The sequence below is a fragment of the Halosimplex halobium genome, assembly GCF_051414055.1.
Lineage (GTDB): Archaea > Halobacteriota > Halobacteria > Halobacteriales > Haloarculaceae > Halosimplex > Halosimplex halobium.
In genome coordinates this window covers 91,977-112,446 of record NZ_JBLKNX010000015.1, presented here as the reverse complement: position 1 = coordinate 112,446, position 20,470 = coordinate 91,977, and the positions used below count along the sequence as shown (strand labels likewise).

At 70.9% G+C, this 20,470-nt stretch carries 19 protein-coding genes; 9 read left to right on the top strand and 10 right to left on the bottom strand.

The annotated features are described in order from the left end of the window. The first annotated feature begins 39 nt into the window (after positions 1-39). Together ACMGFG_RS16365 and ACMGFG_RS16360 are read left to right on the top strand one after the other, a co-directional pair. The gene (locus ACMGFG_RS16365; RefSeq protein ID WP_436931392.1) at positions 40-1,104 is read left to right on the top strand and encodes a guanosine monophosphate reductase; all 1,065 of its coding nucleotides are present in this window, start codon (positions 40-42) and stop codon (positions 1,102-1,104) included. A 45-nt stretch (positions 1,105-1,149) separates the two neighbouring features. Further along, on the top strand, positions 1,150-1,590 hold the full coding sequence (locus ACMGFG_RS16360) for a DUF7124 domain-containing protein (RefSeq protein WP_436931391.1): 441 nt from the start codon (positions 1,150-1,152) through the stop codon (positions 1,588-1,590). A 36-nt stretch (positions 1,591-1,626) separates the two neighbouring features. Here ACMGFG_RS16360 and ACMGFG_RS16355 read toward each other — a convergent pair whose 3' ends face one another. Further along, positions 1,627-2,808 carry a redox-regulated ATPase YchF gene (locus tag ACMGFG_RS16355; RefSeq protein ID WP_436931390.1) on the bottom strand — a complete coding sequence of 394 codons (1,182 nt, stop codon included), beginning with the start codon at positions 2,806-2,808 and terminating at the stop codon, positions 1,627-1,629. A gap of 56 nt (positions 2,809-2,864) precedes the next feature. Continuing rightward, positions 2,865-4,076 (bottom strand): polymer-forming cytoskeletal protein, encoded by a 1,212-nt coding sequence (locus ACMGFG_RS16350; protein WP_436931389.1) that lies wholly within the window; start codon positions 4,074-4,076, stop codon positions 2,865-2,867. A gap of 174 nt (positions 4,077-4,250) precedes the next feature. On the opposite strand from ACMGFG_RS16350, the gene ACMGFG_RS16345 reads away from it, so the two are divergent. Beyond that, the gene (locus ACMGFG_RS16345) at positions 4,251-4,448 is read left to right on the top strand and encodes a DUF5800 family protein (RefSeq protein WP_436931388.1); all 198 of its coding nucleotides are present in this window, start codon (positions 4,251-4,253) and stop codon (positions 4,446-4,448) included. A gap of 6 nt (positions 4,449-4,454) precedes the next feature. Here the strand turns inward: ACMGFG_RS16345 and ACMGFG_RS16340 are convergent, their stop codons facing one another. From ACMGFG_RS16340 to ACMGFG_RS16330, 3 genes are all read right to left on the bottom strand, one after another. After that, positions 4,455-4,892 (bottom strand): SRPBCC family protein, encoded by a 438-nt coding sequence (locus ACMGFG_RS16340; protein ID WP_436931387.1) that lies wholly within the window; start codon positions 4,890-4,892, stop codon positions 4,455-4,457. A gap of 41 nt (positions 4,893-4,933) precedes the next feature. Beyond that, positions 4,934-5,068, bottom strand: a complete 135-nt coding sequence (locus ACMGFG_RS16335; protein WP_436931386.1) for a hypothetical protein — start codon at positions 5,066-5,068, stop codon at positions 4,934-4,936. 92 nt (positions 5,069-5,160) lie between these two features. Continuing rightward, positions 5,161-6,582, bottom strand: coding sequence for an NAD(P)/FAD-dependent oxidoreductase (locus ACMGFG_RS16330; protein WP_436931385.1), 1,422 nt, complete (start codon positions 6,580-6,582; stop codon positions 5,161-5,163). A gap of 14 nt (positions 6,583-6,596) precedes the next feature. On the opposite strand from ACMGFG_RS16330, the gene ACMGFG_RS16325 reads away from it, so the two are divergent. Then, positions 6,597-7,790, top strand: a complete 1,194-nt coding sequence (locus ACMGFG_RS16325) for a threonine synthase (RefSeq protein ID WP_436931384.1) — start codon at positions 6,597-6,599, stop codon at positions 7,788-7,790. A 471-nt stretch (positions 7,791-8,261) separates the two neighbouring features. On the opposite strand, the gene ACMGFG_RS16320 is transcribed toward ACMGFG_RS16325, so the two are convergent. Together ACMGFG_RS16320 and ACMGFG_RS16315 are read right to left on the bottom strand one after the other, a co-directional pair. Then, complete coding sequence (locus tag ACMGFG_RS16320; RefSeq protein ID WP_436931383.1) at positions 8,262-8,786, bottom strand: hypothetical protein; 525 nt, start codon at positions 8,784-8,786, stop codon at positions 8,262-8,264. Between the two features lie 96 nt (positions 8,787-8,882). After that, a complete protein-coding gene (locus tag ACMGFG_RS16315; RefSeq protein ID WP_436931382.1) occupies positions 8,883-10,646 on the bottom strand; it encodes a Rieske (2Fe-2S) protein in 1,764 nt (587 codons plus the stop codon). Between the two features lie 165 nt (positions 10,647-10,811). On the opposite strand from ACMGFG_RS16315, the gene ACMGFG_RS16310 reads away from it, so the two are divergent. The 3 genes from ACMGFG_RS16310 to dnaJ all read left to right on the top strand — a co-directional run bounded on the left by ACMGFG_RS16310 (position 10,812) and on the right by dnaJ (position 13,522). Beyond that, on the top strand, positions 10,812-11,411 hold the full coding sequence (locus ACMGFG_RS16310; RefSeq protein WP_436931381.1) for a DUF5789 family protein: 600 nt from the start codon (positions 10,812-10,814) through the stop codon (positions 11,409-11,411). Between the two features lie 72 nt (positions 11,412-11,483). After that, positions 11,484-12,101, top strand: a complete 618-nt coding sequence (locus ACMGFG_RS16305; protein ID WP_436931380.1) for a cupin domain-containing protein — start codon at positions 11,484-11,486, stop codon at positions 12,099-12,101. Between the two features lie 245 nt (positions 12,102-12,346). Beyond that, entirely contained in the window at positions 12,347-13,522 is a 1,176-nt protein-coding gene (dnaJ, locus tag ACMGFG_RS16300; protein WP_436931379.1) for a molecular chaperone DnaJ, read from the top strand. Between the two features lie 722 nt (positions 13,523-14,244). On the opposite strand, the gene ACMGFG_RS16295 is transcribed toward dnaJ, so the two are convergent. From ACMGFG_RS16295 to ACMGFG_RS16285, 3 genes are all read right to left on the bottom strand, one after another. Continuing rightward, positions 14,245-15,381: a BGTF surface domain-containing protein gene (locus tag ACMGFG_RS16295; protein WP_436931378.1), complete on the bottom strand. Its 1,137-nt coding sequence runs from the start codon at positions 15,379-15,381 to the stop codon at positions 14,245-14,247. 198 nt (positions 15,382-15,579) lie between these two features. Next, entirely contained in the window at positions 15,580-16,020 is a 441-nt protein-coding gene (locus ACMGFG_RS16290; RefSeq protein ID WP_436931377.1) for a hypothetical protein, read from the bottom strand. A gap of 86 nt (positions 16,021-16,106) precedes the next feature. Continuing rightward, the gene (locus ACMGFG_RS16285; RefSeq protein ID WP_436931376.1) at positions 16,107-17,348 is read right to left on the bottom strand and encodes an ornithine cyclodeaminase, nickel-pincer nucleotide-dependent; all 1,242 of its coding nucleotides are present in this window, start codon (positions 17,346-17,348) and stop codon (positions 16,107-16,109) included. A gap of 112 nt (positions 17,349-17,460) precedes the next feature. Here ACMGFG_RS16285 and ACMGFG_RS16280 point away from each other — a divergent pair, with 112 nt between their 5' ends. Next, entirely contained in the window at positions 17,461-17,709 is a 249-nt protein-coding gene (locus ACMGFG_RS16280; protein WP_436931375.1) for a DUF7996 family protein, read from the top strand. A 101-nt stretch (positions 17,710-17,810) separates the two neighbouring features. Continuing rightward, entirely contained in the window at positions 17,811-20,303 is a 2,493-nt protein-coding gene (locus tag ACMGFG_RS16275; RefSeq protein ID WP_436931374.1) for a heavy metal translocating P-type ATPase, read from the top strand. Positions 20,304-20,470 lie beyond the last annotated feature (167 nt).

Sequence of the window (20,470 nt, the reverse complement as noted above, 5' to 3'; positions counted from 1 at the left end):
TCACCGCTATACGGTCGGACGCGTTACGATTGTGGCGGTATGGACGACCTCCGAACTGGGCTCTCGTACGGCGACGTACTGCTGGTCCCCCAGCGGTCGCCGGTCGACAGCCGGAGCGACGTTGACCTCTCGACGCAGCTGACACCCGACATCGAACTCGACACGCCCCTGCTGTCGGCCCCGATGGACACCGTGACGGGGCCCGAGGCGGCCGTCGCGCTCGGCAGGGCCGGCGGGTTCGGCACGATTCACCGCTTCCTCTCCGTCGACGAGCAGGCCGCGGCGGTCGAACAGGTCGTCGACGCGGGCCAGCAGGTCGGCGCGGCGGTCGGCATCGCGGAGGACGCCGTCGCGCGGGCCGCGGCGGTCGTCGACGCCGGCGCCGACTGCGTGATGGTCGACGTGGCCCACGGCCACCTGGAGCGGTGTCTCGACACGGTCGAACGCCTCCGCGCGGAGTTCCCCGACACCGACCTCGTCGTCGGCAACGTCGCCACGCCCGAGGGGGTCCGCGACCTCCACGACGCCGGCGCCGACTGCGTCAAAGTGGGGATCGGCCCCGGGAGCCACTGCACGACCCGCCGCGTCGCCGGGGCGGGCGTCCCGCAGCTCACCGCCGTCGACGACTGCGCCGACGCCGCGGACGACCTGGATATCCCCATCGTCGCCGATGGCGGCATCCGCTCGTCGGGCGACGCCGTCAAGGCGCTGATGGCCGGCGCCGACACGGTGATGATGGGCAGCCTCTTCGCCGGCACCGAGGAGACGCCGCCCGAAATCGTCGAGGTCGACGGCGAGCGTTACAAGAAGTCCCGCGGCATGGCGACGACCGCCGCCGCCGAGGAACGCACGGACAAGGAGGACGCCGCCGCCGAGGTCGACGCCGACGAGGGCGTCGAGGGGTTCACCGAGTACAGGGGCCCGCTGGCCGACGTGGCCGAGGAGTTCTGCGCCGGCATCCGCTCGGGACTGTCCTACTGCGGCGGCCACACCATCCTCGAGGCCCGCGAGAACGCGGAGTTCATCCGCGTCGAGCAGGCCGCCAAGGAGCGAGAGGGCGCCCACGGGGACCACGACTGGGAGACGGTCGTCGTCGACGACTGACCGGCGGGCGCGGTTGTTTTCCGTCGGGCCGCCGATCGGTCGGGCATGAGCGTCCCGGCCGACGGTGACCGATCGGGCGAGATGACCCTCGCTTTCGAACTGGCGGCGATCCGCGAGTTCGCGGACCCCGAGACCGTCTTCGCCGACGCCCGCGAGTGGAGCCGCTACGTCGGCGTCGTCGCCAACGACACCGATGCGGTCGCCGCGTTCGTCGCCGAGCGCGACGTACAGCAGGACTTCGACCTCGGGGACCGGGACATCTGGCTGAACATGAAGGGCATCCGGGAGTCCAGCGACGCGCCGCGGCACGTCTTCGTCGGCACGACGCCCGAGGACCGCCGGATCGCCGACGCGACCGGCTGGGAGTTCCGCCGGCCCGCCGAGGTGGCCGACGCCGCCGGCTGGTCGCTCGCCGGGTCCGACGGCGGCTCCGGATCGCCCGATCCGGGGCTGCTGGCCCGGCTGTGGGCCCGCATTTCCGGGTGACGGGCCGTCCGGTTCGCTGCCCGGGCCGCCGCCCGGTCAGTTCGCCGTCGAGACGATCTTGATCACGTCGCCCTCGTCGAGTTCTTCCTCGTCGCTGATGCGCATGTTCTTCCGCGCGTCGACGGCGTGGAGGTAGCCGTCGCCGATGTCCGAGTGGACGGCGTAGGCCAGGTCCTTCGGCGTCGAGCCCTCCCCGAGCAGGAAGGCGTCGGGGAGGGTGTTGCCCTGGCCGTCGGTCCAGTGGGTCTCGTCCTGGACGGGGTAGGCCGTGATCTGATTCAGCACGTCGTAGACGGCCGTGTCCAGCGCCTGCTGGACGCCCGTTCCGCCGTGGTCGGCCATCACCTCGCGGATCTGTTCGAGGCCCTGGGCCTGCTGGTCGCTCACGTCGCCGACGATCTCGAAGTCCTCGTCGCCGGGGTCGTAGTCGACGACGCCGGCCTCGGCGGCCTTCCGCAGCGCCAGTTCGCCGTCGGCAGTGGCGGGGATGGTCGCCTCGTTGCGCTCCTTGAGCGCCTGGATGTTCTCGGGCGGCGCCACGTCGGCCTTGTTCGCGACGACGACGATGGGTTTGGTCCGCTCGCGGATCTCGCTCGCGAGCGCCTCGCGGTGGTCGTCGGTCCACTGGATCGGGTCGTCGGGGTAATCGAGGTCCCGCAGGGTGCGGGCCACGTCCAGTTCGGTCGCGCCGACGCCGGTCAGCAGCTCGGTCAGCTCCTCGTCGATGTCGAAGTCCGGCGAGCGGGAGGCTCGCTCGACCCCCTCCCAGTTGCGGTCGACGATGCTCGCCAGCCACAGGTCCATCTCCTCCTCGATGAACTGCAGGTCCTCGACGGGGTCGTGCTCGCCGACCTCGACGGGTTCGCCCTCCTCGTCCGTACCTCCAGAAGCGTCGACGACGTGGAGGATGGCGTCGGCGTTCGAGAGTTCGTCGAGGAACTGGTTGCCCAGCCCGCGGCCCTCGTGGGCGCCGGGGACGAGCCCGGCCACGTCCAGGAGTTCGACGGGAACGAATCGCTTGCCGTCGTGGCAGTTCTCCTGGCCGCAGCGCTCGTCGCGGTCGAGACAGGGGCAGTCCGTGCGGACGTGGGTGACGCCGCGGTTGGCGTCGATGGTCGTGAACGGGTAGTTACCCACGTCCACGTCGGCCATCGTCGCCGCCTTGTAGAAGGTCGACTTGCCGGCGTTGGGCTTGCCGGCAAGCGCGATAGAGAGCATACCCCTACTTCCCGGGGCCGCGAAAAGCCGCTTTCGGTCCCGTCACTCCGCCGCGGTCAGTCCGCGTCGGGAGCGATCTCGGCGTCCTCGTCGTGGCCGTTCTCGCTGTGGCCCGCGTCGCCGCCCATCATCGGGACGACGCCGTCCAGCTCCGCCTCGACGGCCTCGCGACTCTCGACGGCGGGCGGCTCCTCGTCCGGGTCGGTCCCGGGTTCGTCGCCGGAATCCGCTTCGTCGTCGCCAGGTTCGGCGTCGTCGACAGTGTCCGTGTCCTCGTCCGCGTCGGCGTCGGTCCCGTCGTCGGATTCCGGCGGGTCGTCCGCGTCGGCGTCGACCCGTTCGTCGGCCCCGTCGTCGGTCGCCGCTTCCTCGTCGGTCGCCACGTCGTCGCCGGCCGGGGCTTCCTCGTCGGCGGCGGGCGTCGGCCCGAGCGCGTCGCGGACCTGCGTGAGTTCGCCGCTGACGCGGATCTTCCCCTCGACGACGGCGTGTTCGTGGAGTTCCACGTCCTCGGCGGAGATGTCGCCCCAGACGGTCGCGCCCTCGGCGACGTACACGTCGCCGCCGCGGGTGGTCACGTCGCCCTTGATCTCGGTGTGGGGGCCGACGACCACGTCGCCGCGGGCGCGGAGGCTGCCGAAGATCGTGTTGTCCTCGCCCACGTCGAGCGACTCGGCGCGGATGTTGCCGTGGAGCCGGCAGTCGTCGCCGACGGTGGCCGGCGTCGAGACGCGCCAGGCGTCGTCGCTGACGCGCGCACCGCGCGGGATGACGACCGGCTGGTCCTCGTCGTCCTCGGCGTCAACGAGTTGGGAGGCGAGGTCCTCGGCGGCCTCCTCCTCGCCGATGCGCAGCAGCTGCGAGAGGTAGACGACGAGGAAGACGACCGTCGGCATGGGGTTGCGGATGACGATGTGGCCGCTGGCCTCGAAGCTCTCCTCGATGTCCACGTCGTCGCCGATGTCGACGTTGCCGGCGACCTTGAGCTCGCCGCCGACGCGCGTCCGCTCGCCGAGGTAGGCGTCGCCGCCGACGAGTACGTCCTCGTCGACCTCGCTCCACATGTCCAGCCGGCAGTCCCCCGCGGCCTCGATGTGGCCCTCGAAGGTGACCCGCTCGCCCGCCATGACGTCGTCGCCGCGGACGCCGAACTCGACGGTGCTCTGCCCGCCGACGATCACGTCCCCGTCGGTCACCAGGTCGTGCTCCTCGACCGTGGTCCCGTCGGGGATCGCGAGTTCGTCGAGCGGGTCCGAGCGGATCGGCACACCCGACATAGCGATTTCAGTCGTAATAAACCCCCACACCGCGCACGACGGGCGTCTGACGCCTGTCTGACGGGGCCGGCGGTCGCCGGGTCGGCCGGCGCGTGGCCGGCGGGCGACCCCCACGGAGCGGCGCGGATCTCCAGATATTTATTCGGCGGCGGCCTACCGGCGGGCATGACCGTACTTTCGTTCGACGAGCAGGGGGTCGACGTGGTGTACGAGGGCCACGACTTCCGCCTGGAGAAGTCGCTCATCGAGGACGCGACCCAGAAGTCCTACCCGGAGGTCACGGACCACGAGGTGCTGAAGCTCGTCGAGAGCGACCCCTCGCTGTCGGGCGAGCCCCGCCGGATCGCCGACATCGTCGACTGACGACCCTTACGCCCCGGTCTCGACGTGGGTCTTCACGTTCGCCAGCGTCGTCTCCAGTTCCCGCTCGTTGTACCGCCGGACGAACGGCTCGGCCACGGCCGACAGCACGCGCCCCGGGAGTTCGTAGCGGCCGGTGTAGGTGAGTTCCGTTCCGTCCTCCGCGGGCGCGAACGCGAGCTCGATCTCGCCTTCGAGCTGGCCGCGCATCTCGAAGACCATGCGCTCGTCCGCCGCGCGGGTCGTCTCGACGAGGTCGCCGTCCAGCCCGACACCGGCCATCCGGAAGGTGTAGTCGAGGCGCTTGCCGCCGCCCTCAAGCGACTCGACGTTGCGGACCTCGGCGAGGCTGGGCGTCACGGTCACGTGGTTGTGCGGGTCGTCCATGAACGCGAACACGCGCTCGACGGGCGCGTCGATCACGACGGATCGGCTGACCTCGATCACGACCGGCCGTTCGGACGCGCGACGGAAAAACGTGGACCGCCTCAGGCCAGTCCCGAGAACGCGAGGTAGGGGACGACGAACAGCACGGCGAACAGCAGGAGGAGGATCAGGCCGTAGCTGACCAGCGTCGCCGCGGCCGTCGTCCACGCGGGCTCCAGGCTGTCGAGCGTGTTCACGGGTGAAAGTGCGGCGGGGGAGGACTTAGGCATTCGGTCGCACACCGGCCGGGCGATGCCGGAACCCCCCGAGGGTTCCGAACGGCGTCGGCTCAGATGTCGTCCGAGACCGTTTCGGCGGCGACGCGGCCGCTCTCCAGCGCACCCTGGATGGCGGACCACTCCGTGTAGTCGCCGGCGAGGTAGACGGGCCCCTCGGGCGCGTCGGCGGCGGGGAGAGCCTCGCGGAAGCCCGGCGGCTGGTCGAACTGTGCGAACTCGACGCGGTCGGTCGCGAGCAGTTCGAGGTCGTCGAAGCGGTGTTCGGGGTACCAGGTGACCAGGGCGTCCCGGACCGCGGTGGCCAGTTCCTCGTCGGACCGGTCGGGGACGCCGAGCGTCGTCGCCGAGAGCAGGGCGTGGCCGTCGGGGGCGTACTCCGGCGCGACCGTCGAGAGGGGCGCGACGGTGTTTGGACAGCTGTCGACCGCGTTGAGGACGAGCCGGTGGCCGGTGTCGAGCGAGCGGTGTTCGCGCGTCCGGAAGTACTGGGTGACACAGCCCCGCGCGTCGGTCGGGATCGACTCGACACCGGTCAGCTCGCGGGCCGTCCGCGGGTCGGTCGCCACGACGACGGCGTCGGCGTCGACCGTCTCGCCGCCGGCCTCGACGGTCGTCCCGCCGACACTCCCTTCGCTCGCGGCCCCGTCGACCGCCGCTCCTTCGACCGCGGTGACCTCGGTGTCGGTCTCGATGGCGACGCCGGCGTCGCGGGCGCGGGCGGCGAGTTGTTCGGGGATGGCGCCCATCCCGTCGGCGGGGACGGCGGTCTTCCCCCGCGAGAGCATCGAGAAGGTGTAGCGGAAGACGCCCGCGTCGGTCGACAGCGAGCGGTCGAGCGTGATGCCGCCGTAGAACGGCGCGGCGAAGTTCTCGACGAACTTCTCGGAGAACCCCTTCCCGTCGAGGTACTCGCGGATGCTCTCGGTCGGGCCGTCGAGGAGCGCGTCGGGGTCGGCGCTGCCGAGTTCACGGCGGAGTTTGAGCACGCGGAGCTTGTCCAGCAGGGTCACGTCGGGGTTCATCGCGGATTCGACGGCGGCCAGCGGCGCCCGGAAGGGGTCGGCGAGCGTCGAGCGGTGGTCCGGGCGGGCGATAGTCGCCCCGGGGGCGAACGTCCGGAGGTCGAGGGCGTCCAGGTCGAGTTCCTCGCGGACGGCCGGGTACGCCGAGAAGAGGACCTGGAAGCCGCGGTCGAGGGTGAAGCCGTCGACCTCGCGCGAGCGGACGCGCCCGCCGGGTTCCGCGCGCCGCTCGAACAGCGTCACGTCCGCCCCGTCCCGGGCCAGGCGCCGCGCCGCGACCAGGCCCGCCAGTCCGCCGCCGACGATGACGACCTCGCTCATACCGGTCCCTTCGGCCCGACCCACTAAACGCCCCCTGTCTCGGGCCGCTCCCGGGCGGCGCCCGTCGCCGCTCGTGAACGTGTTCGCCCTCGCGACGGCCGCGAACGGACAGTGCTTAGTCGATGGCATCCCGCGCTCCGGATATGGACACGACCACGTCGCTCGACGGCCTCGTCTGCGCCGACTGCGCGGCGACCCACGACCCCGCGGCGGCCCCGCGGCGCTGTCCCGACTGCGGCGGCGTCCTCCGCGCGAGCTACGACCATGACGCCGCCGAGGTGAGCCGCGAGTCGCTCGCCGGGGCGCGCTTCGACGGCGTCGGCCGCTTCGCCGACCTGCTGCCGTTCCCCGCCGACTCGCTCGTGACGCTCGACGAGGGGACGACGCCGCTGATCCCAGCGCCCGAGTTCGCCGAGGAGCTCGGCGTCGGCGCCGTCTACGTCAAAGACGAGGGCGCGAACCCCACCGGCACCACCGCCGACCGCGGAACCGCGCTCGCCGTGACCGCCGCCCGCGACCACGGCGCGGAGAAAGTCGCGCTCCCGACGACCGGTGATGCCGGCCAGAGCGCCGCCGCCTACGCCGCCCGCGCGGGCCTGGAGTCGGAAGCGTTCGTCCCGACGCGCTCGACGTTCGTCGCCAAGGCGATGACCAACGTCCACGGCGGCGATATGAGCGTCGTCGAGGGGCGCTACCCGGACGCCGTCGACGCCTTCGAGGGCGCGATGAGCGACGAGGACAACGACTGGCACTCGCTGGCGCCGTTCGACACGCCCTACCGCCACGAGGGCGCGAAGACGCTGCTGTTCGAGGTCGTCGAGCAACTCGACTGGGAGGTCCCCGACGCGGTCGTGCACCCGACCGGCCACGGCCTCGGCGTCGTCGGGAGCCACCTCGCCGCCGAGCAGTTGCAGGCCGCGGGCCTCGTCGACGACGCGCCCGCACTCCACGCCGCCCAGCCCGAGGACTGCGCCCCGGTCGTCGCCGCCGACGACGCGGGCGACGACGACACCGAAGCGTGGGAGCGGCCGGACACCCTGATCGGCTCCCTGGAGGTCCCCGACCCCGCCGGCGGCGCGCTCGCCCTGCAGGCCGTCCGCGACACCGGCGGCTGGGCGGTCGGCGCCAGCGACGACGACGCGCTCGAAGCAGCGGTCCGGCTCAACGCCGAGGGCATCGAGGCCAGCGCGACCGGCGGCGTCGGTGCCGCCGCCGCGCAAGAACTCGCCGACGGCGGCCACCTCGGGAGCGACGACGTGGTCGTGCTCGTCAACCCCGTCGCCGGCACCAAGGAAAACGACGTGCTCCGCAGCCACCTGATGCGCAAGGGCGTCTGACCCGCTCGGAGCGGCCGGCCTTCCGAACGGCGCGCGCTGTCGCGCGTCTCGTCGCGCGACAGCACCGTGCGAGGGATGAGCATCGCAGGCCGGAGGCCGAGAAGCGCAAGAGGCTGGGGAGGCGTGAGGCTCACGCCTGTTCGACCAGCCGCCGTCTTTAGACGACCGCGACGAGATACTCCTGGCGGACTGAAAGGGCGAGGCGCGCTCGCGTTTATGTAGTCGTCTGAGCGACCCCTATCCGCGCGGGCGGTGCGGAGAGCGCGGATATGTCGCTCAGCGACCGCGAGCGCGTCGAGGGCTTTCATCGTCTGCTGTCGAGTGCGGTCGATCCGATTCAGAGCGAGCGCGTCGAGGGCTTTCATCGTCTGCTGTCGAGTGCGGTCGATCCGATTCAGAGCGAGCGCGTCGAGGGCTTTCGGCGCTCACCGCGGAGTGCAGTCCTCTCACAGACATCGAGAACGAACCCGCTCACTCCAGGGTCGCGTTCGCGAGGGTCACTGTCCGTTCGGTCCCGCGCATCGAACCGGTCCAGACCACGCGCACCGAGTCGCCGGCCTCCAGGTAGAACCCCACGCTCCGCTCGGCGTCCAGGTAGTTCCCGTCCCCGTCGGCGTCCACGCTCGGGTCGTCGACCGTCAGCGAGTCGCCGGGGGCGACCGGATACCCCACCCCTCGCTTGGACAGTCCGGGCGAGTCGCTGACCCACACCACGTCCGCGCTCCTCCCGGCCGAACTGTCGCGGACGACGACGGACAGCCGGTCGGTCGTGCGGTCGGCTATCGCGTCGCCGCCCGCGTGTTCGACGGTCATCGACCCGGCCTCGGCGTCGAACGACACCGAGAAGTCGGCGCCCGGGCTGTCGCGGCGGAGCTCGTCGTCGAGGTAGACGACCGAGCCGACGAGCCCGACGACGACCGCGACGGCGACCAGCCAGACCACCCACCGCTCGACGCCGCCGCGCTCGTCGCCGACCAGTCCTGGCGCCCTCGTCATTACCCGACAGCACTCGCGCCGGGTAGTTAGGTGTCGGGGTCCGGCCCCCGTCACGACCGGCGCGACCGCCGCCCTCACACAGCGTTCGGTTCGCGCTCAGTCCCCCGCTTCCTCGTGGATCGCCTCGCCGCGATGCAGCCGTTCGGCGATGGTGAACGTCTGCTCGGCCTCGCGGCGGGTCGGGAAATGGGCGGCCATGTACCTGGCGGGCGCGATAAGCGCCAGTCGCCGCTCGCGGTCGCTCCCGGCGGCCTCGAACTGCGCGAACCCGCCCTCGACGTTCTGGAGGGTGTGGAAGCCGGCGTCCTCCCGCAGCAGCCCCTCCCCCATCGTCCGCTTCAGCCGGTCGGGGTCGCCGCCGGCGTCGAAGTGCCGGGAGACGATCCGCCCGGCCTCGTCGACGCGGCCCTGCTCGTCGAACGTCTCCAGCAGGCGCTCGCGCAACTCCGCGGGGTCGTCGCCCTCGCCGGCACCGACCTCCGGGAGCGGCGCCTTCGGCTGGTTGAGGAAGCGGTCCAGGTAGACCGACATCGCGCCCTGCCAGCAGGCCCGGTAGAGGTCGTCGGCGTCGGTGCGGCCCGCCAGTTGCTCGACCGCGTTGGCGAACGAGAAGGTGTGATGGACCGTGTTCCAGTCGCCGAACTCGTTGCTGGTGGCGAAGTGGGCGACCCGCCGGAGCGCCGCCAGGGCGACCGCGTGGGCCAGCTGCTCGGTCGTCGCACCGTTCCGGACCGCGTCCCGGAGCGCCTCGTCGATGGCGTGGGGGTCGTCGCCGAGCAGGCGGTCGACGAAGTCGTCCGGTCGCTCCCAGTCTTCCCCGGCGCCCGCCGCCGAGAGGTCGGAGATGTCGTCGGCGGCGTCGAAACAGAGTGCGGCCACGTCGACCGGCTGGCGCCAGGCACTCGTCTCCTCGGCGCGGGAGCCGTCGGTGATCGTGTCGACCGTCGACGCGAGCACGTCCGGCGCCTGCTCCCAGCCGACGTGGTCGAGCGTCTCGAACGCTTTGTTGATGAAGTCGACCGTGTGGCTGCTGTTCATGTAGAGATGGTCGGTCGCCGCGGCGACGAGGATCTCGGCCAGATCCTCGGGCGGGAGCGTGGCGGTCGCCGCCCGCAGGCAGCGCTCGGCGCCGTCCGCGTCGCGGACCTCGCAGGTCTCGCGGAACCACGACTTCAGGCGGTCCTTGCCGAGGTCCTCGTTGTCCAGCGCGTACTGGTCGAACCTGGGGGGTTCGCCCGCGCAGTTGCTCGCCACCTCGCGGACGCCGACGAACATCGCCCGCTGTTTCTCGTCGTGGTCGACCTGGTGGTAGAGGTTCGCCATCGCGCCCAGCGTCGTCAGCCCGCGCCCCCAGCCGTCGGCGCGGTACTTCGTCCCGAAGTCGACCGCCGTCTCCAGCGGCGTCGAAAAGCCCTCGCCGAGGCCGTCGAGGTGGATCGCGCTCTTGGCGAGCACGAGCGAGAGGTTCTCGGCCATGCCGTCGACCAAGCGGTTGCGCCAGTGGACCGCCGGTGCCACGTCCGTCTCGGGGTCGGGGTCGACGTACACGGTCCCGTCCCGCATTTCGGTCGGGAACGTCTGCACGTCGTCGGCCCAGATATCGAACGTGTCCCCGCAGGACAGCTCGAACCGCGCGTGGTGCCAGTGACAGGTGAGCAGCCCGTCCTCGACGGTCCCTTTCGACAGGGGGAACCCCATGTGCGGACAGCGGTTGTCGACGCCGTAGACCTCCCCCTCGTGGTGAAAGAGGGCGACGCTGTGGCCGCCGACCGTCGTCACCGCCCGCCCGTCCTCGCGGAGCGCGTCGAGGTCGGCCGCCGCCCTGTAGCCGTCCGGTCCGTCCGTGGACTCCGTTGCCATAGCACACAGTCCGAGCGCCGTCGGTAAAGGCGTTCGCTGAAGCCCGTTTTTGAAACCGAACTGGCAGGTGGGCGCGGCGGTCGACCGGGTCGACTGCGCGGCGGGCCGTCGGGTCGCCCGGGGCCCGACCACAGGGTTATCCGCCGCCCGCTCCAAGCACAGGGAATGCCAGACGACAGATCGGGGAGAGACAAGCAAGCACGGGACGAGGAGAACCGACAGCGAATGCGGGCGATGCTGGAGGAGCTCGAACGCGGCGACGAGGCCGAGCCGCCGGTCGAGGAGGGGGCGCTCGACGACCTCGACGCGGAGCTCGAAACCGTCGAGTTCCCGGCGACGGGGCTGGAACTCGTCGAGGCGGTCGGCTACCACGAGGTCGAGGCCGGGGATGAGACCTACGACCTGGCGGAGTTGCTCCCGCGGTCCGAGCGCGAGGCGTACGACTCGCCGGAAGCGGTCCGCGCGCGCGTCCGGCGGCCGACGGTCGCCGCCGCGATGCGGCGCATCGTCGAGGCGGCCGACGAACTCGGGGGCGTCGAGTTCGGGAGTTCACAGCGCGAGGGGTACGAGCGGACGTTCCGGGAACTCCAGGCCATCGACGCCGTCGACGACGACGAGGGGATCCCGGTCGTCGCCGACTGGGTCGTCGAGCGGATCCGCGAGAAAGAGAAGCTTCCGGGGTCCCGGGACGTGCGGCGGCGGGCGGCGAAGTTCTGCCGGTCGAACGGCTACGAGGTCCGCAACGACGAGTGGCTCGGGGTGTGAGCGCGCGACCGGTGGTCGGATCGCCCGCGTAGCCGCCCACAGAGATTTCTCGCTCGGCCGCGAGTGGCCGACATGGAACGCGTCGCGTTCGACGAGCCGACCGACGGACCGACCGCCGGCGTCGACCGCCGCGGGCTCTCCGGCCCGCTGGCCACCGACGGCGTCGCGATCAACCGCTACCGGATCCCGCCCGGCGAGGGGTTCCCCAGCGGCCTCCACACCCACGCCGACCAGGAGGAAGTGTTCGTCGTCCTCGACGGAACCGCGACCTTCGAGACGCTCCCCGGTCGCGACCCCGACGAGCCGGACGGGTCGAATACCGCCCGGAGCGGCCGCGAAGTCACCGTCCCCGCGGGCGAAGCGGTCAGGTTTGCCCCCGGCGAGTACCAGTCGGGACACAACCGCGGCGACGACGACCTGGTCGCCCTCGCCATCGGCGCGCCCCGGGAGACCACCGACGTTCGCGTGCCCGTCCGCTGTCCCGACTGCGGGGAGGCCGACTTCGCCCTCGACGCCGCGGGCGACGCGCTGTCGTTCCGGTGTCCCGCCTGCGACGCCGAGCGCGTCCCCGCGCCGTGCCCCGACTGCGGGAGCGACGAGCTGACGCTCCGGCTGGACGGCGACGACGCGCTCGTCGCGGCCTGCGACGGCTGCGGCGCGACGTTCGACTCGCCGCCGTTCCGCGACTGAGCGGGCGATCCGTCGACAGCCGCGGGGCGAGTCGCCGCCCGCGGAACTTGCAAGCGAGCGGGGGGTGGAAGGGGTCGACTATCTTGATTCAGCGAGAGAATCCCGCCCTTCCCGCGAAGGACGAGCGTTCCGACGCTCTGTCGGAACCGAGGACTGAGCAGGGCCGCGGCCGTCCGGTTGCCCGGCCGTCGCGAGTCCAGACCCGTTCTATTGAAGTACCTCAATCGTCTACACCGCGACAAGCGATGAGCGAGGACTTCTACGAGGTGCTGGGGGTCTCCCGGGACGCCAGCGAGGAGGAGATCCAGCAGGCCTACCGGGAGAAAGCCCGGGAGTATCACCCCGACGTGAGCGACGAGGACGACGCCGAGGAGAAGTTCAAGAAGGTCAAGAAGGCCAAGGAGGTCCTCACCGACGAGGAACAGCGCCAGATGTACGACCAGCTCGGCCACGACCGCTACGTCGAGGCCGACAAACACGGCGCCACCGACGATGGCGGCGCCGGCGCCGGCGGCATGGGGGGCATGGGCGGCATGGGCGGCATGGGCGGCGGAGGCGGCCAGGGCCCCTTCGGCGACATGTCCGACATCTTCGAGACGTTCTTCGGCGGCGGCGGGGGGCGCGGCGACTCCAACCGACCCCGCCAGGGCCGCGACCTGCGCACCACCCTGGAGATCGACCTCGAGGACGCCTACCACGGCGTCGAGAAGGAACTCAACGTCACCCGGCCCGACACCTGCCCGGACTGCAACGGGAAGGGTCACCCGCCGGGCACCGACTCCCGGCAGTGCCCCGAGTGCAACGGCCGCGGCCAGACCACGACTACCCAGCAGACGCCGATGGGTCGCGTCCAGCAGCGCCAGACCTGCCGCCACTGCGAGGGCGAGGGCACCGTCTACGAGGAGACCTGTTCGACTTGCCGCGGCGACGGCGTCGTCCGCGAGGACGCCTCCCTCTCCGTCGAGGTCCCCGCCGGTATCGAGGACGGCCAGACCCTCCGCATGGAACGCGAGGGCGCCCCCGGCGAACGCGGCGGCCCCAAGGGCGACCTGCTCATCGAGGTCTCGGTGCGGGACCACCCCGACTTCGAGCGCGACGGCGCGGATCTCCACCACCAGGAGCCCATCTCCTTCCCGCAGGCGGTCTTCGGCGACACCATCGAGGTCTCGACGCTCGACGGCGCCGTCGAACTCGACGTGCCCGCCGGCACCCAGAGCGGGGAAACGTTCCGCCTCTCCGGCAAGGGGATGCCCCGCTTGCGCCGGCGCGGCGACGGCGACCTCTACGTCCAGGTCCAGGTCGTCACCCCCGACGACCTCAACACGGAACAGAAGGAAGCCCTCGAAGCCTTCGCCGAGGCCGGCGGCGAGGAGGTCGACGTGGGCCAGGGCTTCTTCGAGAAGATCAAGGACAGTTTCTGACCATCTTTTTGCCGCCCGGGTTTCCTCGCGCGCCGGAGGTGCGCTGGGGGGAACCCGGGCAGCAAAAACATGGGTGAAAAAGCCGGACGACTCGCTCCCTTCGGTCGCTCGCGTCCGGTGAACCGGCGCTGCGCGCCGGATGCTAACTACACGCGGTAGTCGCGGTGCGGTTGGCGCGCGCTGTCGTCTCGGAATCGCTTGCGATTCCGAAGGCCGTCAGAGCTTGCTCTGACGTTGGCGCGCGTTCATGCGTGCGACGGAACCGCGCGAGGTCTTCGTGAACTGTGTGAAGGCTCCTCGGAGCTTGCTCCGACGGTGGATGAGCGACGCCAGGAGCGAATCGGCTGGGGAGGTTCGTGGCTGTCTGCGGTGCGTTCCTGGCGGACTGAACGGTCAAGGCGCGCTCGCGCTCGTGTAGTCGCCTGAGCGACCCCTACCCGAAGCGGCCGCAGGTCGCGAGGGTATGTCGCTCAGCGACCGCGAGCGCGCCGAGGGCGTTCAGCGCTCGCTATCGAGTGCGGTCACCCCGATAGGACTTCGTTTCACGACACTACAGAGAAAAATAACTGATACACTCACAGCTCGACTGAGCGAATCACAGACGGGGATTCGGATGCGCGACAAACAGAACGGGCGGAAACGGGCATCGGGGAACTGACACCCGGTGGGGAAGAAGCACGGAAGCGTGGAAGCCTGACAGTACGCGGAGCGGGCGATCGAACTTACTCGACCACCTCGCCGTCGGCGATGGCGATCGTGTCGTGGTCGTGGCGAACCGTGACCTCGAAGGTCGAACCGGGCGCGACCGCGCTCATGTTCACCGCGGCGCTGAACCGGCCGTCTTCAGTCACGGTCGCCGTGGCACCCTTCAGGAACGGACTGGAGCCCGTGGACGTGAGCCGGAGGGTCACCTCGGTCCCGGCCGGCAGGTCCGTCTCGCCGGCGATCGACTGGTCCGGCGCCGATTCGACCGTCAGCGCGTCCCCGTCGTAGTCGAGGCTGGTGCTGTGGTTCTCCGCGGCGACCGGGCTGGTGTCGTTGACCGGCTGTTTCGTCCAGTTCTCGTCGCTCGTGTCGGTCGTCGACACGTCGTTCTTGCCGCCGATCACGACTCCCTCGGCGGACGCGATGTCCGCGCCGTCGTGGCGGACGACGGCCTCGAAGGTGGTCCCGTTGGCGACGCCGACGAGGTCGATCTCGGCGGCGAACGTGCCGTCGTCGGCGACAGTCGCCGTCCGCTGGACGAGGAACGGCGACGCGCCCGCCGTCGAAGTCAGCCGGACGGTCACCTCGCTCCCGGGCGCCAGGTCCGTCTCGCCGCGCACGGTGGCGTTTTCCAGCGCCGCGAGCGTGAGCCGGTCGCCCTCGTGGTCGAAGGCCGTCCCCGACTCGGTGCCGTCGGAATCGTCGGTCGGCGTGACGCCGGCGACGGCGCTGACGCGGGCACTCACGTTCGCCAGTTCGGTCCCGTCGCGGACGACCGTCACCCGCGCCGGGGCGTCCTCGGAGACGCCGGAGAGGTCGACGGTCGCCGAGAACCCGCCGTCCTCGCCGACGGCCGTCGACTCGGAGCGGAGGAACGGACTGTCTCCGTCGGAGACGATCCGCACCGCGAGTTCGGTCCCGGGCGACAGGTCGGTCTCGCCGGCGATGGTCTGGCGGGGCGCCCCCTTCAGCGAGAGGTGGGCGCCGTCGTGGGCGACGGTCGTCCCGCTGGCGACCGGTGCATCCGTCGCGCCGGGTGTATCGGTCGCGTCCACGGGGCCGTCCCCGAGCGGGACGCCGCCGGCCGACACAGCGGCGACGGCGGCCACGAGGACCACCGCGACGGCGCCGACGGTGCCGTAGGTTCGGTTCACCGGATCACCCCCGTTGTGACGCGGGAGGGCTCTCTGCGGGCGAACCCGGATGGTCCGTCCGCCTCGGTACGGTCGCGGGGTGGGCGGTCTGCGTGCATCCCGCTCCCGACTACAGCCGACCGGTAAGTATCCCCGGCGGATGCTAAAATCTCGTTTTGAATCGCGTCAGACGTTCTCCAGTGGATGCGGGCGCCGGACTCACTCCATCGTGACGTGCTGACAGTCCGCCTCGACCCGGATCCCCGGGGACCCGTCCGCGTCGTTCTCTATCCAGACCTCGATCCCCGACCGGTTCGGGTCGTCGCAGGGGAGTTCCGGCTGCTCGAACCCCGGCCAGTCGCGCTCGAACCGGGTCCCGTCGACGGTCACGACGACGGTCTCGGGCTCGGCCGAGTCGGAGAACGGCGCGTCCTCGTCGGCCTCGTTGTCGTCCGAGAGGCTGTACTCCCTCTCGAAGACGGTCTCGCCCGCCTCGTCGGTGACCGTGACCGACACCTCGTGCGTCTCGTCGCGGTCGCCGAGGTAGACCGTCACCCAGTGGGCGAGCTGCGGGGACGATTCGACCGCGCTGCAGCCGCCGGCGGCGACCAGCGCCGCCGTCGAACTCGCGAGAAACGACCGGCGATCCAGGGAGGGCATCGCCCGGATCGGGCGTCGCCGGGCTGTTAAAAGGCGCTATGACGGCTATATAGAGCGGGCCGGACGATACCGAGACGGTCGCCGGACTACCCCTCGCCCAGCAGATGGTCCGCCAGAATGGGCACGAAGGTGCCGATATCGGTGACCATCCCGACCGCCTGGTCGCTGCCGCGGTCGAGCAGCTGGGTGACGGTGGCGGGGTTGATGTCGACGCAGACGGTCCGGGTCGTCGAGGGCAGGCAGTTGCCGACCGCCACGGAGTGCAGCATCGTCGAGAGCATGAGCACGAGGTCGGCCTCGTGGGCCTGCTCGCGGATGGCGTTCTGGGCCTCCATCGAGTCGGTGATGGTGTCCGGCAGGGGGCCGTCGTCGCGGATGGAGCCGGCGATGACGAACGGCACGTCGTTCTCGACGCACTCGTACATGACCCCCGACTCGACGGTGCCGCTCTCGACGGCTTCCTCGATGCCGCCCTCGCGGATGATCTCCGAGATGGTGTAGATGTGGTGTTTGTGGCCCTTGCGCGGGTGGTCGAGGCTCTCGGTGTCCATGCCGAGCGAGGTGCCGTACAGATCGCGTTCGAGGTCGTGGACGGCGAAGCCGTTGCCGATGGAGAGCATGTCGACGAATCCCTCGCGGACGAGTCGGGCCAGGTCCTCGCGGGCGCCCGAGTGGATGAGCGCGGGGCCACAGACCGCGAGCACGTCGCCGCCCTCGCGCTTGGTCTCCTCGATGGCGTCGCCGACCTGGCGGATGGTCGACTCGGAGGGCCGTTCGGAGGAGACGCCGCCCTGCATGAACCCGAAGGCGCCCTCCCGATCCCGGGGGCGCTCGGGCGGGCTCACGCGGATGCCCGTCTCGCCGGTGACGACGGCGTCGCCCTCCTCGACGCCGCTGAGGACCTTGGTATAGGCGCGCGGGCCGCCGTCCTCGCCCTCGCGGTCCTCGACGATCACCGCACAGTCCATCTCGATGTCCTCGACCTCGACCCACTCGCCGTCGATGCGGACCTCGGTAGGGTGGTTCGTGGTGGAGTAGAAGCCGTAGGGGACGACCCTGTCCTTCGGGGCGCGCTGGAGCGTGGCGTCCTTCGGGTCGGAGGGGTTGGCGCCGTTCTGATGGAGCTCGTGGACGATGGACTGGAGCGTCTCCTCGTCGTCGGCCTCGACGAGCAGCCGGGCGTAGGACTCCTCGGTCTTCTCGCGGCCGATGGCGAACTCCTCGACCTCGAAGGAGCCGCCCATGTCCATGATGATACCGAAACAGGCCTGCATCATCCCCGAGTCGATGATGTGGCCCTCCAGCTCGACCTCGCGTGCGGCAGTCATGCCCGGAGCCACGGCGGGGGCGAGTAAGTCGTTTTGGATGGGCGCCGGCCGCGACCGCCGAGTTCCCGCCCGCATCGATCCGCTTACGTCCGGCCCGCTCCAACTCCGGACGATGGACTACGGAGACATCGCGCTCGCGCTCGCACTGCTCGTCGGGATCGCGCTGACCGGCCAGGTCGCGGGCCTCGTCGAGTCGGCGGGCTTCGAGGGGCTGGGCAGCGTCGTCTGGCCGGTCGGCTACGGGAGCGTCGTCCTCGCCGCGTGGTACGTCTGGATCCGCCCGATGGACCTGGGCGCCCGCGACCCCGACGGCACCGACCTCTGGGAGGCCGACGAGGAGCCGACCGACGCCGACCGGTAGCGGAATTGTTAACTGAACGCGATCGTTTTAGCAAATCGAAGCAATTTACCCCCGGTTCGTAGCAGCGGGGTTAATACGTCCCGGCGGTCTAGCTCCGAGTAATGACGGACGACCCGAACCGGTCCGACGAACGCGGCGGCCCCGAGAGTGCCGATACCGACGCTGTCGGTGGCGACGCCGACGACACCGGGGAGGCGTGCTGCGAGTCCGGCGGCTGCGAGGGGTCGGCCGCCCCGGCTGTCGGCGCGGACGACGGCAGGGTCGCCGAGGGGACGGAGGTGCGGTTCTCGGTCCCGGAGATGGACTGCTCGTCGTGTGCGAGCAAGGTCGACGCGGCGCTGGCCGACCGCGAGGGGGTCGTCGCGACGGACCTGCAACCGACGACCGGGACCGCGAAAATCACCTTCGACCCCGAGCGGACCGCCCGCTCGGACCTCGTCGCGGCGGTCGAGAGCGCCGGCTATCCGGTCGCAGACGACGGGAGCGGGAGCGGCGGCGACGCGGACGACGCCGCGGGCGGGACCGGGAGCGTCTTCCGGACCGTCCGCGCGAAGAAGACCGCGCTCAGCGGCCTCGCCCTCGGGCTCGGCCTGCTCGTCCAGTTCGGACTCCCCGGGCTGAACGGCTCGCTCGTCGCGGCCGCGGGGCGGGAGTTGCTGGTCGCGGACGCGCTGTACCTGCTGGCGGTCCTCGCGGGCGGGCAGGTGATCGTCCGCAACGGCTACTACTCGGCGCGGAATCTCAGCCTCGACATCGACTTCCTGATGTCGGTCGCCATCCTGAGCGCGGCGGGCATCTCGCTGGCCGTCCCCGGCCTGCACTTCTACGTCGAGGCGGCGTCGCTGGCCTTCCTGTTCAACGTCGCCGAGCTACTGGAGCGGTACTCCGTCGACCGCGCCCGCAACTCCCTGGAGGAGCTGCTGACGCTCTCGCCCGACATCGCTACCGTGCGCCGGGCGAGCGGCCCCGACGGCGAGACCGAGCGGGTCGAGGTACCCGTCGAGGACGTGGCCGTCGGCGAGACCGTCCTCGTGGAGCCGGGCGAGAAGATCCCGATAGACGGCACCGTGACGGAGGGATCGAGCGCGGTCAACCAGGCGCCGATCACCGGCGAGAGCGTCCCCGTCGACAAGGAGCCCGGCGACGAGGTGTTCGCGGGGACGATCAACGAGCAGGGGTTCCTGGCGGTGGAGACGACGGCCGCGGCGGGCGACACGACCATCGACCGGATCGTCGAACTCGTCGAGGACGCCCAGGCGAACAAGACCGAGCGCGAGCAGTTCGTCGAGCGCTTCGCCGACTACTACACGCCCGCGGTGGTCGTCGCCGCCCTGCTGGCCACGTTCGTCGCCCCGCTGGTCTTCGGCGGCGGCTGGGCGACGTGGTTCGTCCGCGGCATCTCCCTGCTCGTGATCGCCTGCCCCTGTGCGTTCGTCATCTCGACGCCCGTGACGGTGGTCTCGGGCGTCACGAGCGCGGCGAAAAACGGCGTGCTGATCAAGGGCGGCAACCACCTGGAAGCAATGGGCGACGTGGACGCCGTCGCCTTCGACAAGACGGGGACGCTCACCACGGGCGAACTGTCGGTGACCGACGTGATGGGGCTGAACGGCAACGACGAGGCCGACGTGCTGCAGTGCGCCCGCGCCATCGAGCGCCGGAGCGAACACCCCATCGGCGACGCCATCGTCGCCCACGCCGACGAACGGGGGGTCGCCGACCGCGAGGTGACCGACTTCGAGTCGATCACCGGCAAAGGCGTCCGCGCGGACCTGGACGGCCGGACCCACTACGCCGGCAAGCCCGGCCTCTTCGAGGACCTCGGCTTCGACCAGGACCACGTCCACCTGAGCGGCGACGCCGACCCCGTCACGGATGGAGGGGTTGCAGTCGAGCGCGCGAAACGGCCCTGCCCGGACCGCGACGACTGCGTCGATCTGGGCGAGACGGTCCCGCGACTCCAGTCGGAGGGGAAGACGGTCGTCCTCGTCGGCACCGACGAGGAGATCGAGGGGCTGGTCGCCATCGCCGACGAGGTGCGCCCGGAGGCCCGCCGGACGGTCGAACGACTGCGCGAGCAGGGCGTCGACCACCTCGCCATGCTCACCGGCGACAACGAGCGGACCGCCCGCGCGGTGGCCGAGCAGGTCGGTGTCGACGCGTTCCACGCCGACCTGCTCCCCGACGAGAAGGTCGCGCGCGTCGAGGCGCTGGGCGAGGAGTACGACACCGTCGCGATGGTCGGCGACGGCATCAACGACGCGCCCGCGCTGGCGACGGCCACCGTCGGGATCGCGATGGGCGCCGCGGGGACCGACACCGCGCTGGAGACCGCCGACGTGGCGCTGATGGGCGACGACCTCTCGAAGCTCCCCTACCTCCACCGGCTCGCCCGCACCGGCAACGGGATCATCCGACAGAACGTCTGGGGGAGCCTCCTCGTCAAGGCCGCGCTGGCCGTCGCCATCCCCCTGCCGTTCGTCGCCGTCCCCCTCTGGTTCGTCGTCCTCGCCGGCGACGTGGGCATGACCACCGCCGTCACCGGCAACGCGATGCGCCTCGCCCGCCTCCGCCCCGACGCCGCGACCGCCTGAGCGCGGTCCGCCGGGTCGACGCCGCCGAAATATACGAATTCGAAGAGAATTGAAGAACAGACATCAAAGTGGTATGACTGCGATATCTCCCGCCATCTCTTCCAGATGTGCCCGGAAATGGACTGAATGTGGATCAATAGCCAGTTCTGGATAGGGGACGGCGTCAA